This window comes from Paenibacillus liaoningensis (genome assembly GCF_059609455.1).
Window position 1 is genome coordinate 54,285 of record NZ_JCAALU010000003.1, and the last position, 14,347, is coordinate 68,631.

The following is a 14,347-nucleotide window of genomic DNA, read 5'->3' on the forward strand; positions in this document are numbered from 1 at the left end:
TTATATGTATTCATTCTTTTACTCTAAATTAAAAGGGGTTGGGATCACTTTTTTCGCTTCTCTTTCATAAATCCCCTGCCAGCCTGATGGAACAAACTCCTCATAAGATCCGGGTTCAGTAAAAAAAGAGTAAAAAGTTCGGCTATCAAAGTCCAGATAAAACGAAATTTCGACTTCAGAATTCATGCCATCCAAGTATATCTCAGAATATAATTGAAAGTAATCAGTCAATTCTGTGTAGCTGACTTCAAAGTCTTTCATCGCTTCTTGAAACTGGTCTATATTTTTTTCGGATAGTATTTCACATCCTACACGCTCATCATAATCAGCATCTGTTTCAGTTACTTCCGGTTCATGAAATTTCTTGCGGAAAGCGTTCTCTAATTTTAGCAAATCCATGATCCATAATTCTTTTTCACTCACATACCAAGTATATTTTTCTTTATGTTTAACTAAAACTACGACTTCATTAGGAGAATTTGGTTCTACTTTCACAGCTATAACACTCCCTACTTAAGCACTTCAGCATTTATATCCGGTTTTTCGAGACAATCGATTCACGCAGATGGTAGTTTAAGAGTTAGTCCCTGATGATGAGGGTCAACTATTTTTGATGCTTTAAAAAATCCTCTTCTAGATATGGATAGTTGAGTAGTTCTAGTTCTTCCTTAGCCAAATAACTGGTTTGATATTCTTTTGAATGAGTATTGATTAATAAACGCCCTTTAACTCTTTTCATTAGTGGATATGAAGAATGATTTTCTACAAGCATATCTAAATCGTTCAACCTCAACAACCTTCCAACTAATTCAAGAAATTTAAGATATCCGATATCAAAGGTACGCGTTATAAATTGAATACTAATAAGAACATTTGTATCTACACCGTGATCTTCGAGATTCATTTCACGAAACCATTCTAGATATTCTTCCTCCTCATCTAGATCAATACTTATAGAAAAATAAGTAGCAGTAATACTTACCTGTCGATCATCAGACCAATCCCTGACTTCTGCTTCATATATATTTAATTCGAGGACTAACACATCACATATCATTTCGTAAAACAATTTTCTCAGGGCCTTTCCAGGTAAACCAGAACTAATAGATAACCTGAAATCCATTTTACTCATACCTCCAATATGCTCACTCTGTATGCCAACGCGATTATCGCTAATCAGCAGCACATAATAATCCGCATTCGTTTGCGAAGCGATCTGATTCGATAATGCTCTGTTCACTCTCGCTGTCCTGCTACATCTTGGTTGCTCTCGATGTTTCAAACACATTCATCTTTCACTTCGGGAACACCAACCAGCTTTTCGTCTCATTGCTACCGTCTAGCGTTGAGTTGATCGCGATCAACTTTTCTCGGCAGATTTGTTCATTTCTAAAACATCCTATAAACTAAGTCTCCCTGTAAATATCCATTTCCCATTGCTTCCAAGCCCCATTTTATACATTTGTTCAACACAGTATGTTAAAGGCATCTTAATGTAAAAAACTTACCCCTACTCAAACTTCAAGTTGGAATAAGCCTTTTCCATCTATTAAGTGTCTTACTATTGACATAGATTTTGCTATTTGATGAATGAAAATTCATACCTAGTATTTCTACTCTTTCTACTTACACAATAATCCTTATATCATCAATATACTTGTTTCTTTTTGAATTTCCTTAGCGGTGCTATTCTCTCAAAACAACCTATCTTTTATTGTACTAAGGCTGAATTTTTTACACATAATATCCTATAGGCTACTTATATCTATTGGTTCTTTATCAATAAATCTTTCGAACCAATTGCTCAAAGGATAATATGCTCTTTTTTCTATTTCTAACTCGTTATACTTAAGGTAAAAGCAACCTCCTCGTTCCAGTACTCTAATCAAAAGCTCATATATGCCTAAATATTGACTTACATCGGGAAATTTATCTGCATACTTTGCTAACTGTAAATAATATTCGATTGTTTTTCGTGTGTATAAACTTTCATTCAAAAACTCCGCCACATCAGAATTACAATAAGTTAAAACCTCAACTTCATCTTCAAAATCACCAAGCAATCTTGCTATGTTTGCCATACTTGGCGGCAAAGGTTTTAGCTGTTTCTCATTAAAAAATTGAGCCAATCTTCTCAAAAATTCATAACCTAAATCTTCATCACCCTCGTTTTGAATTGCCCCCACCATTCCCCAATTTATTCCATTTATTTTCAAAATTGCTCTTTCAAGATACATTCTATCACCTCTTATTAGTAATTATCCTTGTCATCAGTAAAGTGCCTATCAAAATCTTTATAATAGTCATGTTCTGGAAAACTCTTAGGATTGGGATCAGTGACATTTGCTTTATCATGTGCATTTTTTTCAGGATCAGGATGAAATCGTTCAGATTTGGGATCCCAGGTAGAACGATCCATTAAAGGCATCCCCTTATCAATTAATTCTTTTTCCTTCAACTCATGATTCGCTAGTTGTCTAAACCATTTTTTTTCTGAAGCTGTAAACTCTCTAGTTTGAGCTAATTTCCAAGCATGTGCAATATCTGGATCAGCTTTAAAGTATAGTTCTTTATAAGGAGCACCTTCTATTGATAGCTGATGTGTGTCAAGAAATAAATGTTTTTTCATATCACTTATTTCTTTCTCTGTTAAACCAGTATTCTTTGCTACTATAGATATGTCATCTAACCCAATCCTTCTTATCTCAATATATTCCCTTTCCAATAATGCATCAAATCCATCTTTAGGAGGTATAATATATGGTTTCATTTCCGCAGGATCGGTTAAATAATTAATTTTCCCCGTACCCTCAACTGTCCCACCCGTTGCACTCGGAGGCTCCTGTCTTCCCTTACCTGCCCCCTGATAAATCAACGCATCATCATACTCATCTATCGGCTGATTTACACCAGGTCCGCCTTTTGAAGGCTCTTTCGTTTTTGTCTTCGTTTTTGTCTTCGTTTTCGGCAGCTCAGGTGGCTCCTTCGGTTTAGGCGGTTTGACATTATCCAGCTTGAACGCTGTCCATGCATCATCCACCGCTGCTATATTTCGACCATTCGCCATCTTGTTAGCTACCGTATATACACCATGCTTCAGCAGGAGTGCTAAATTCACGACCGCCAAGGTAATTCCTAGGTCATCCAGTATTTTCTGCTCCAGATCCAATAGGGGCGTATCTACATTTCCGTGAGATAAGGCGTACGCCTTCATTCCATTCACCGTAACCATTGCCGCCCCTAAAACACCATCCGCTATCGCTAAGACATACAACGATCCCCCACCCGTTCCAATAGCCAGAACGATGGCCACGGTACCAAAAACGATGTTCATTTGTGCCATCAGTATCTGGGGGTTCAGTTCTAATTCCTGATACGTATAACGAGATAAGTATACCGTTTTTACCGTTTGCTTGCTCAGGTATTCCGGCTTTTGCGGAATCAAGTTTTCCAACGCCCAAGCATCTGCTATTGGGGCAATTAGCTCCATAAAATGCTGGGCACCTGACGTATTCAGCGCCTGATGAATCATCCCCGACAAGCCGCCGCTTTCCTGCGACCCGCTAGCGGAAAGCACGGGGAGCGCGGGCAGCATCGACTGAATTTCAGCCTGCGACTTCCCTTCCTTCTCCCCTTTCTCCCTAATAGCGACTGACTCTTTTTTCCACTGATAAACCGCCGTTCGATCCCGATCCTGCTGATCATATCGCTGCTGCTGCTTCGCCTGTTCAGCCTCTTTATCTTTGCTTGGTTCACTCGTTTTCGGACCATACTGTTTCTGATAAAACTCTTGCTGCTTTTCCGTCGATTGAGTCTTGACCCAGTCCTTCGCTTTAGCGCCTAAGTTCGGATCATTTTTCATTTGCTCCTTGGTGGCAGGATGAACCTTCTGGTACAAATATTCCTCCGATATCGGAGCCCCATTATACTTCTGCTTTTCTTGCTCCATATTCGCAGCCAACTGCTCGGAAAATTGCTCATCCAAATACATCTGCTCAATTTCTTCATCCGTCAGCAGCTCGGTGAACGGCACCTCCACCTTCTGAAAATCCAGCTTGCTGCTCTTGATGCCGACCCGGTTATCGCTGATCAGCACATAATGGTCCGCATTTGTTTGCAAAGCGACCTGACTCGTCGCCCGCATCCGAATCGACTCGAGGATCCCTTTCTCACTCCCGCTGCCCAGCTCCACCTTATTGCCCGCGACCAGCAGCACATCTTCACTGGCGTTCACCGTAATGTTTCCGCCATCCAAATGCAGGCTGACCGTTCCTTTTTCAAAAAGAACCCCATCGTCCCCCAGCTGCATCTTGGCCGCTCCCGGCGATTCAAACACCTTCGTCGTCGGCTTCTGGAACACCGTCCGGCTTTTCATCTCCTCGCTTCCGCCTCGCACCGAGTTGATCGCCATCGCTTTCTTTTCCACACCGTTTGGAAAATAAACCTTTATCCGCGCACCCTCATCGGGCAGCACGTGGAACATATTGTTGCCTTCCCCGGAATACGGGAACCACCAATTCCCCTGCTCGTCATGTGCGTTGTCGATATCCAGATGCACCTTGACCATATTGTTCGCCCGCTTCACAACGCGACCTTCCAGAGACACACCCTGAATCCCTTCATTTTGCCGGGATTTCCGCCTCAGCGTCTGGCGCCGGACCAGCACATATTCATAGGTCAGCAGCCCTGAGGCATAGCTGATGACCGACTCGGCCACGACCCACATCTGCTTCTTGAATACGACATCGTCCCCAACCTGGCAAAATTGCTCGCTGGTTATGCGGTAGCTGACGAAGTCCGCTTCATGAATACGATCCGCATCACTGCCTTCCGCATGGGCTTTCAGCTCTTCATAGGCAGCGCGATTTTTCAGAACCGTATAACGCTTCGCCTTCAGCTCCTTCCCCCAGGACAAGTCCGGTACGCCGAAATACACGCGCGGGGTATCCATCACCACATCCGGCAAAATGACCGTACCCACCCGAGACGCCAACCGCTTCAAAAACTGCCAATCCGTCTCCTCGAACTGGACCATCAAGGAGCCAAGAGTCGCTTGATCGCTCGTCGCCATATTTTGCGCATCTCCGCGGGGATAGTTCTTGACCAATTGCAGAATCGCGTCCGTATACGTCAAATGCTTATTCTGATATGACCGATTTTTCGGCTCCAAATCCATCGCATACGTGCGCGACAGCGCCTCAACCTTCACATGCGGAATGCCATCCTCCATTTCAATATCTACATGCGTAATGCCCCCGGCAAACCAGCTTTCCGCCTTGGGCTCAGCGGGTCTCCGCATGAATAGGCTGTCCTCGAAGCTGCTTCTGCCTATACAGGCTTCAGCTTCCTCTTCCGTCATTTCCGCTGTAAAGGTACATTTCGCATGTGCATTGAACTTCCGCTCGATGCGAAAGCTGCGCACGGCCTTAAGCTTATAAGGCCATACCAGCTGGTAGCCGTCTCCTTCATAGTTCACTTCCATGCTGTCACCTCCCTTCTTCTCCTTATCTCACGGAAAACTCCGGAGGTGCCGGATCCATCCCATTGGTCAGCAAACGAATTTGTCCTCCATACTGGCAAAACAAACAAGATTTGCTCGTTAACGCAGCTGCCCCTTGAATCGATACACTTGGGCTGCCGTTTGTCCATTGCGGCCCTTTCAGCTTCTCCAGCATCGCACTAAGCGATGGCAATCCGCTTGGCAGCCCCATCGGCGGCGCAGATTTAAATGGTGCTCCCGATGGAGCCGGAGCTTCCATCAGCTTGGGCGCACAGGGGTAAACAGGCAGGTTAAAAGTAGGCTCCTCTGGATCTGTATCAATGATATATGAGGGATCCGAAGGTATGCCCGCACCTGCTGATTCCGCCAGCTTCATTGGATGTTGATCACTTCTGCAAAAGCCAAAGGAATAAAAATTCCCATCAATTTCTTGCCCCATACGATCAAAGGGGATTCCCTCAATGGTATTGGGCGTTGACAGGGACACTTTGCAATCCTCCACAGTCAGCATCGGGCTGCCGTTAATATAAATGCCATTCGGCTCCGGCTTATTCAGCACCTCCTCGTGCGAACCGTAGGAGCAATACATATACGCCCCTGCCGTCACATACGTATCCTCGCTTCGCCATGGAGACTCCAGCAAGCCCTTAAGTGTCGCTTTTTTCAAGATGGTTTTCCTATGATCCATTTCAACCGATTCCCCCTACCAACTCAATTCGTCTCACACTCAGCCCATACAAGCTTTTCCGCAGCAGCCCCTCCGCTATATCTACACGCACCACCAGCACACGGCTGCGGTAGTATGGAATCTGGAAAATCGCAGCATCTTGCAGCGCCCTTTGATCGACCCACATTTTGCTCACTCGCCCGTTTTCCGTCACGGTCCGTTCTGGCGCTAAGCAAGGCACCTCCTGCACATCCATCCAGTCATAAAAAAACTGCCCCCGCTGCTCCAAATCCATGACGATGACGCTCTTATAGCCAATATTCGGAACCATTCGGCTGACGACCGCCCGCAGCTCAGCGCCTACGAGCAGCAGCGGGTTTTCAATCATACAACCCGGATTCAGCCGACTTCCCTTCTTGACGTACACCATCTCCTGCTGCTCCGCATAGCGGTACCCTCTCAGCATCCGCTCGGGAAAAGCCAGGTTCGCCCCGTTCGCCGGCAAGCGCCGATCATGCTCCAGCACGAAATATTCCGTGCGCTCCAGCTCATGCGAATGCCATTCCCCTTCTCCTGCCCACTCTCTACGCATGCTCATGCACCGGCTCCTTTACCCAGTAAATCATCTGCCGCTGCTCTTCCGTCAGCTCTACCCGCAGCGCATCCCGCTCCAGCATGCGGCTGCCTGTTAAATCTGCGCCGGTGAAATCCACCTCGAGCAGCTCGGCTCCCGTAAAGTCTGCCGCGATTTTCGCACCCCGAAAACTCGCATACGTCAGGTCTGCCCCTTGGAACTGCACGCCGTTCATCCCGAACACCAGACCATGCTCTTCTGCCACATAGTCCCGATTGCCGAGGACGCCATCGAACCGCGCATAGGTCAGGTCGCAATGGCGAAAATCGGCATCATATAAGAGGCAATCTTGAAAATCCGCCTGATCGCACACACACCGCTCGAATCTTGTGCCCAGCATCCGGCTGTTCGCAAGCGTGCTGCCCGTCAGCGTCACCTCTTCAAATCTCGTATAATTCACATCGATTCCTTCGTACTCCCCACGCATGAGGTTCACGCCCGCGATATGCTCATAGATATAGTCCTGATCCAGCTTGTTTTCCAGCCAGCCCTTGCACGTAATCGACGTCCGCTGCCGCTCCTTCACGCAATAGACCGACTCGCTAACCTCCTGATCCCGGTATTCGCCTACGCGCACCTCAAACGAATCATCCTTCTCCATCTCCTGAAAAGAAGCCAGCTCCCGAATCGCATCCATCGCATACCGCGCCGCATGCACCATATATACATGAAACGGATACAGCTGCTCCTTCATCCAAACCTCAAACGAATGGCGCTCAATCCGGTTCATATACCGTTTGCGCCGCTCCTCGCAGCCTTGATCCCAAGCCTCTGCGAAGCCATAAATCCACCCCGCCTCATAGCGAAAAGAAGTCAGCCCCACCTTGCCATCCGTCTCCCTGTCACTCGCTTCCAGCATATAGACCGGATGCCCTTCGCTCAGACTTGTCCGCAGCAAGGAGATGTGGATATAGGCACATTTCTGCAAAAGCCCTTCCTGCTGCCGAGCCAGCACCGCTTGGCAAAATCGGTCAAACAGCGCGGTGAATTCTGCCGCGATCAACGCTTTATTTTTCACATAATAATGATGCAACGCCCGAATTTGCGCATTGCGCTGCGGGATAACATCCTCTTCTAAAAAATGCTGCCACACTTCCATATCGTGCATCGCTTGTTCTCCTATCTATGGTGTTCATTCCCTACTGATTCATCAGCACTTCAATCCCTTTAATGACGACCTGGCCTTGGTCAATCGTAATTCCTCCGTTGCCATCCTTCGTGGACATTTCGATCTGGTTCGCCACCATCATGATCGATTCGCCAACCATCTCTATCTGCTTGCTCGCTTGCAGCATAATTTTATTTTCACAGTTCAAAATGATCGTGCCTGCGCTTGTCAGCGTAATCGTGGCACCTCCGGTCGCGCCCGTGATGGTGATTTTATCTTCCTCGAACGTGATCTTTTGCCCTGTTGGCGTCAGCAAAAACTTCGTATTCGGATTCGCCATCAAATCGTCCTTCAAATCCTTATCGTAATTAATGACCGGCTGCAGCTGCTCCTGCTGTACGACCGTCGTCGTTACATTTTGGCTTTTCCCGCCTGTTGATCCAGCCGATCCGGACGCCCCGCCACTTCCTGACCCAGACGAAACCGCCGCACTCATCGCTTCCTCCGGCACCTTCTTCCGCACCGAGCTAAGCGCAATCCCTTCGGCCTCCTTCGCATTCGGAAAATAAATCCGCACGCTGTCGCCTTTCTCCGGCATGCAGTACCAGCCCGTCTGGTCGTCCGATGCATACATGGTGGAATAAGGGAATGGGCTGGCAATGGCAAGGCTCCAGTTCTGATCGTAATCAAGCTGCACCTTCACCTCGTCGCGCACAACCTCCATCACTTTCCCCGAAATCGACGCGCCAATCAGCTTGGCATTATGCCGCTTGCGGCGATAAGCCGCGCTCTTCAAGCAAAGCGTATACCGATGGCTGAGCAGCCCCTGCTGCATTTCCGTGCGCACCTCAAATACATGAAGCTTATGCCCTTTGAACGTCACTTTATCGCCCAGCTCAAGCACCCGATTGTTCAGCACGATTTCGTAGCAAATATAGTCCTGCTCGCTAAGGCCGGACTTTTCCATTGACGCTTCTTGTTTATAAGCAACCAAGTCCTTGTACATCCGGTAGTGCGTCGCCTCTATCTTGCCAGCGTCCCGATTGTCTGGAATGCCTATATACACGCGGATGCAATCCTCGGTCGTAACTGGAACAAGCACCGAATGATAGCGGGAAGCGAGACGCTTCAAAAACTGCCAGTCGGTTTCCTGATATTGCAGCGTATAGGCACCGAGCTTTTTATTTTCATCGAACGTATTGAACGTTTGTCCTTTGGGATAATAGCTGCTGATTTGCTGCATGAGATCAGGGAGGAGCATCGCTTGATTTTGGAAAGAGCGGGTTTGCGGCTTGAGATCCATCGCGTGTGTATGCGACACGGCTTCCGCCTCCAGCCAATAAACGTGGTTTTCTACGCGAACGTGGAGCTTCATGATCATGCCATGAAACAGCCGATGCTGCTTCCCGCTTTTTTCGGTATAAAGAAGCTCGATAGGGGTTTGATCATCCGCCATTCGAACATAATAATCCTCCTTTTCCTCCGGAATGATGCCCGTAAACGTCAATTTGGCGTGATCATGAACTTTCTTGACGAGCAGCACATGATGCAATCTCATGTCAAAAGGAAGTATTCGCAATTCTTCATAGCTAACGGAAAATAAGGCCATTATGTCATCTCCTTCAATCTGCCTAAGCTCCAGCTGTACCATAAAGTTATAGTACAGGGAATAATGTTACAGTCTAAATGATATATAACAGGACTAATTTACATACTTATACTATAATAATAAAATATATATCGACTTTTTAAGTTTGTTTATTAATAGAACAACCTTAATTTCAATAAAAAGGCATCAAAAAAATAAGCCCCCTTCATACACGAATGGTGTATAAAGGAAGCTTATTTAGTAGGCGGCAGCGGCTTGTGCATACATACTGGCTGTTGTCCGTTTTGCCGCTATATTACCGCTATATTGCTGTTATTGTGATGCTCATTCACTTTAATTTTGCTACTACTACAGCTACTGCTACTGCTACTTCTGATAGTTCCTATTCTTGCTTCACTGGCGTCACTGCATAATGCAGCTCCTGCTCCAGCTCGGCAGCATAAGCTGCGCTCGTCTCTTCCGACCAGCCGAACAGCGCGGCCATCTCGGCATGCACCGCTTCCTTCCACTGCAGAACGCGAGCGCGGTCAAACAGCAGATTGCCAGTACGGCGAATCCAGAAATCCGCCGGCTTCGTCGTCAGCTCATATTCCAGAGCGTACATCAGCTCAATGCGCAGGCTGAGCGGAAGCCCTTGGCCGCTAGCTGTTGCCTGGTCCTTGTATTGCGGGATAAGGCCAATGACCCGGTCCACATTGGTGCCAAAATGGCGGGCAAGCCGCTCAGCCTCTGCACGAGACAGCCCCGCACGAACGCCCTCCTCCGTTTTCTTGGTAACGAAGGCTGGGAAATGGGAGGAGCCGCCGAAGTCGCCGCCCGACAAGGGCAGATTTTTCGTGCCGCTTGGGCGAATGCCGCTGCGGCCTTCCGCTGTGAGCTGCGTGCTTACCGTGTTCACGACGCTTTCCGCCATTTTGCGATAGCCCGTCAGCTTGCCGCCTGCAATCGAGATCAGTCCAGACCCTGCGACGAATACCTCATCCTTACGCGAAATTTCCGAAGGGTCTTTGCCTTCTTGGTGAATGAGCGGACGGAGGCCAGCCCAGCTCGATTCCACGTCGGAGGCTTTCAGCTTGATCGAAGGGAACATGAAATTCGCCGCCTGCAAAATATAGTCCAGATCCTGCTTCGTCATGCGCGGATGCGCCTTATCTGCCTTATAGTTCGTATCGGTCGTGCCGATATACGTTTTGCCGTCACGCGGAATCGCGAACACCATACGTCCGTCTGGCGTATCGAAATACACCGCTTGGTGCAGCGGGAAGCGCGATTGGTCAAATACCAAATGCACGCCTTTAGTCAAATGAACCGTTTTGCCCTGCTTCGAGCCATCCTGCTCACGCAGCGTATCGACCCATGGGCCTGTCGCATTGACAACCTTAACGGCACGCACCTTGCTCTCGGCTCCAGACAGCAGATCGCGCACATTAGCGCCAACAACTCTGCCATCCTCATAAATGAACGATTCCACCTTCACATAAGGGATCGCCAGAGCGCCCATATCTACAGCCTTCTTCATCACTTCAATCGTCAGACGCGCATCATCGGTGCGGTATTCCACATAATAGCCGCCGCCCTTCATGCCTTCGCGCTTCAGCAGCGGCTCTCTGCTCATCGTCTCGTCTACGCTGAACATTTTCCGGCGCTCGCCGCGTTTAACGCCAGCCAGAAAATCATACACGCGCAGGCCGAGCGAGGTCGAGAATTTGCCGAAGGTGCCGCCTGTGTAAAAAGGCAGCAGCATCCACTCGGGCGTCGTCACATGCGGCCCGTTCTCATATACAATCGCACGCTCTTTGCCAACTTCCGCTACAACGCCGATTTCCAGCTGCTTCAAATAACGCAGACCGCCGTGAACAAGCTTCGTCGAACGGCTCGATGTCCCCGCCGCAAAATCCTGCATATCTACAAGCGCTGTCTTGATACCGCGCGTCTGGGCATCAAGCGCAATGCCTGCTCCCGTAATGCCGCCGCCGATAACGAGCAAATCGAAGGTTTCCTCGCCTAGACTGCGATAAAGCTGTTCCCTATTTAATGCGCTAAAAGCACCTTGTTTTGCCGATCCTGTCTGTTTGCTCATCGTCTATTCCACCTTTTCAGCTAGTCCTTATGCAATATCCTGAAAAAAAAAAAGAAAACGAAAAAACCGCAAACACCTTAAGCTGCGCAATATCTAGCGCAATGCAAAAGGTTTCTGCGGTGTCTCCGTTTCTCCGACCGAATATTAACTTATGCCCACATTATATCATAACGGGGCCTGCTCGTAAACAGGCTGAAGAGGGGTAACCGCAAGGGAAGCCAAACCATTCATGCAGCGATGAGCCTTTTTCACCCTGTTATTATACGTCTGAGCAGCTGCTCCTAATCGTCAAAGCCGTCGGAATCACGACCTTTTTCGGAATTGATCGCTTCGTGGTCATACGTTCCGCGAGCAGCTCTACCGCCGTCTCGCCCATATATTCCATATGCACCTTGACCGTCGTCAGCGGCGGCTGGACAAATTCCGAGATCGGAATATCATTGAAGCCGACGAGCGACACCGCGCCCGGCACCTCAATTCCCGCCTCATGCAGGGCACGCAAAGCGCCAACAGCCATGGAATCATTTTCGATAAAAAAGGCTGTCGGCAGCTCCCCGCTCTCAATCGCACGGGACATCTGCACATAACCATCCTCGGCAAACAAATTTTCACCGGTGAAAATAAATTGGGGATGAAAAATATCTTTGTTTTTCAAATAGTCCCACAGTGTCACTTCGCGTTCATCGCGTACCCGCTTATTATTAACGATATTATGCCCGCCAATGTATCCGATTCGCTGATGGCCCAAATGGACAAGATAATCCAGCACCTCAGTCACCGATTTGCGCAAATCAATAATGACCGAGTCAAAGCGCTGATCGTCCGGCGAAGAGTCAACGAATACGATTTTGTCCATAGAAGCGGGGAACATGTCGAGGTCTTCCTTCTCAAAACGTCCAATCGCAATCATGCCGTCCAATTCGCCGACCCATTCTTTATAATACGAACGCTCCTGCCGGAACAGCTTGACAACTTCCATTTGGCGCTGAAAGCATTCCCGCTCCACGCCGAGCCGCACCGCCATATAATAAGGATCAAGCATCTCTTCCTGATCGGAATACCAGTTCACGATGCCGATTCGTGTCATTTCTTTCGCTGCTGTGCCATTGCGCTCGCGCAGCGTTTTATAATTCAGCTCCTGCGCAATTTCAAAAATCCGCTTGCGTGTATCGTCTCCAACCGACAGCGAAGGGTCATAATTCAACACCCGCGATACCGTTGCGATTGAGACGCTCGCCAGCTGCGCAATATCTTTAATTGTTGCCACTTCATCATACCCTTTCCTGCCCCAAGATCCAGTGAATGTACATCCGCTGCACCATCAGGCTTTACCGCCACCTAACTAACAGGGATTTATTACAATACTAGCATATGGACACAGGTCATGTCCGCGAAAAAACTTGATTTGCACCATCTGCTCCTCGGGCCAATCCTCAGTAAATTAGTCTGCCCCGACCAACCTAATAAGCTCCTCCTTACGGAAATTCAGCTCAGGCGGCTTATTCCTTGACGGAGCTTCCGAGTTCCTTGAATGAAATATTCTCATAACAATCAAAAATAAAGATATTTCCGAAAAATAGGCTATACTAAATAAGGTACAAGTCTATACATTTCATAATGGGAAGGAAGCTGAACAATGGCGAAGCTCACTGCTTATTTTTTCTCGGAGGATGCTAAAGCACAGGCTGATTTTTATATTCAGGCGCTTGGAGGGGAAATCATCTCCATTATGAAATTCGGGGATTTGCCAAATACGCAAGAGGATGCAAAGGACAGAATTCTTCATCTTGAGATGAAGGCCGCTGGTGTTCATTTCATGTTATGCGATGCTGTGTACCAGAAGCTGACCCATGGAAATGCTATTAATCTAAGCTTGGAATTCGAAGGCGAAGCGGAAGCTCATGAAGCTTTCAGTAAGCTGTCAGAGGGCGGAACGGTGAAAAAAGAGCTGAGTCCGGAATTTTGGGGTTCGCTGTTCGGACAGCTGGATGACAAATTCGGCATTCCGTGGATGATTACGACGGCTGCGAAGACGAGTCAAGCTTAACTCCACGTACACATAACTTAAGCATACAAGAACAAGCCCCTCTCGCTTCATGCGAAAGGGGCTTGCTTACATGCTATTTTTTCGAATAAATTATTCCTTCTTATATCCTTCATCCACCAGATCAAGGCGTCCTGTCTCCGGATCAATAACGAAGCCGTGCACAGGAATATGCGCAGGCATCAGCGGATGGTTGCGAATAATGCCGATGCTGTCCATGACGCCTTCCTCTACCTTATCGAATCCCTTCAAGAAACGGTCCATCTTAATGCCGGAGCTCTCCAGCGTCTCGATAACGACTTCGGAAATGCCGTTTTCCTTGAATTTATTGACCATGCCCTGCGTATCCAAATTGTTCATGCCACAGCCGTGATGCCCAATAACGAGCACTTCTTCTACGCCCAGCTCATAGACAGCGACCAAAATACTGCGCATCGCACTACCGAACGGTTGAGTCAAAATCGCGCCGGCGTTTTTAATGATTTTGGCGTCGCCATTGCGCAAATTCAGCGCCTGCGGCAGCAGCTCAACAAGACGAGTATCCATACACGTCAAAATCGCCAGCTTCTTCGCTGGAAACTTGTCGGTCAGAAACTGTTCATAACGTTTTTCCTCAACAAATTTCTCATTATATGACAATAAATCATTTACAATACTCATCCTTCATTTCCCCCTCTGCTATTGCCAGACAGCCCTTTATCCCAT

At 47.7% G+C, this 14,347-nt stretch carries 12 protein-coding genes; 1 reads left to right on the plus strand and 11 read right to left on the minus strand.

All coding sequences use genetic code 11. From position 1 onward, the window contains the following. Positions 1-18 precede the first annotated feature (18 nt). From AC6B99_RS04855 to AC6B99_RS04900, 10 genes are all read right to left on the minus strand, one after another. The gene (locus tag AC6B99_RS04855; protein ID WP_496662883.1) at positions 19-495 is read right to left on the minus strand and encodes a hypothetical protein; all 477 of its coding nucleotides are present in this window, start codon (positions 493-495) and stop codon (positions 19-21) included. 109 nt (positions 496-604) lie between these two features. After that, on the minus strand, positions 605-1,240 hold the full coding sequence (locus AC6B99_RS04860; protein ID WP_496662884.1) for a hypothetical protein: 636 nt from the start codon (positions 1,238-1,240) through the stop codon (positions 605-607). 508 nt (positions 1,241-1,748) lie between these two features. Continuing rightward, positions 1,749-2,237 carry a hypothetical protein gene (locus tag AC6B99_RS04865; RefSeq protein WP_496662885.1) on the minus strand — a complete coding sequence of 163 codons (489 nt, stop codon included), beginning with the start codon at positions 2,235-2,237 and terminating at the stop codon, positions 1,749-1,751. A gap of 14 nt (positions 2,238-2,251) precedes the next feature. Then, positions 2,252-5,482, minus strand: coding sequence for a hypothetical protein (locus AC6B99_RS04870; RefSeq protein ID WP_496662886.1), 3,231 nt, complete (start codon positions 5,480-5,482; stop codon positions 2,252-2,254). 22 nt (positions 5,483-5,504) lie between these two features. After that, positions 5,505-6,188, minus strand: a complete 684-nt coding sequence (locus tag AC6B99_RS04875; protein ID WP_496662887.1) for a DUF4280 domain-containing protein — start codon at positions 6,186-6,188, stop codon at positions 5,505-5,507. 1 nt (position 6,189) lies between these two features. Further along, positions 6,190-6,765: a hypothetical protein gene (locus AC6B99_RS04880; protein ID WP_496662888.1), complete on the minus strand. Its 576-nt coding sequence runs from the start codon at positions 6,763-6,765 to the stop codon at positions 6,190-6,192. Continuing rightward, positions 6,752-7,909: a pentapeptide repeat-containing protein gene (locus AC6B99_RS04885; protein ID WP_496662889.1), complete on the minus strand. Its 1,158-nt coding sequence runs from the start codon at positions 7,907-7,909 to the stop codon at positions 6,752-6,754. Before AC6B99_RS04885 ends, AC6B99_RS04880 begins: the two co-directional genes overlap by 14 nt. 31 nt (positions 7,910-7,940) lie before the next feature. Beyond that, positions 7,941-9,518, minus strand: a complete 1,578-nt coding sequence (locus AC6B99_RS04890) for a contractile injection system protein, VgrG/Pvc8 family (RefSeq protein ID WP_494862434.1) — start codon at positions 9,516-9,518, stop codon at positions 7,941-7,943. A gap of 382 nt (positions 9,519-9,900) precedes the next feature. Further along, on the minus strand, positions 9,901-11,598 hold the full coding sequence (locus AC6B99_RS04895) for a glycerol-3-phosphate dehydrogenase/oxidase (RefSeq protein WP_496662890.1): 1,698 nt from the start codon (positions 11,596-11,598) through the stop codon (positions 9,901-9,903). A gap of 259 nt (positions 11,599-11,857) precedes the next feature. Continuing rightward, complete coding sequence (locus AC6B99_RS04900; RefSeq protein ID WP_496662891.1) at positions 11,858-12,865, minus strand: LacI family DNA-binding transcriptional regulator; 1,008 nt, start codon at positions 12,863-12,865, stop codon at positions 11,858-11,860. A gap of 369 nt (positions 12,866-13,234) precedes the next feature. On the opposite strand from AC6B99_RS04900, the gene AC6B99_RS04905 reads away from it, so the two are divergent. Beyond that, positions 13,235-13,645 (plus strand): VOC family protein, encoded by a 411-nt coding sequence (locus tag AC6B99_RS04905; protein WP_496662892.1) that lies wholly within the window; start codon positions 13,235-13,237, stop codon positions 13,643-13,645. 90 nt (positions 13,646-13,735) lie between these two features. Here AC6B99_RS04905 and AC6B99_RS04910 read toward each other — a convergent pair whose 3' ends face one another. Further along, positions 13,736-14,302: a beta-class carbonic anhydrase gene (locus AC6B99_RS04910; RefSeq protein WP_056033885.1), complete on the minus strand. Its 567-nt coding sequence runs from the start codon at positions 14,300-14,302 to the stop codon at positions 13,736-13,738. Positions 14,303-14,347 lie beyond the last annotated feature (45 nt).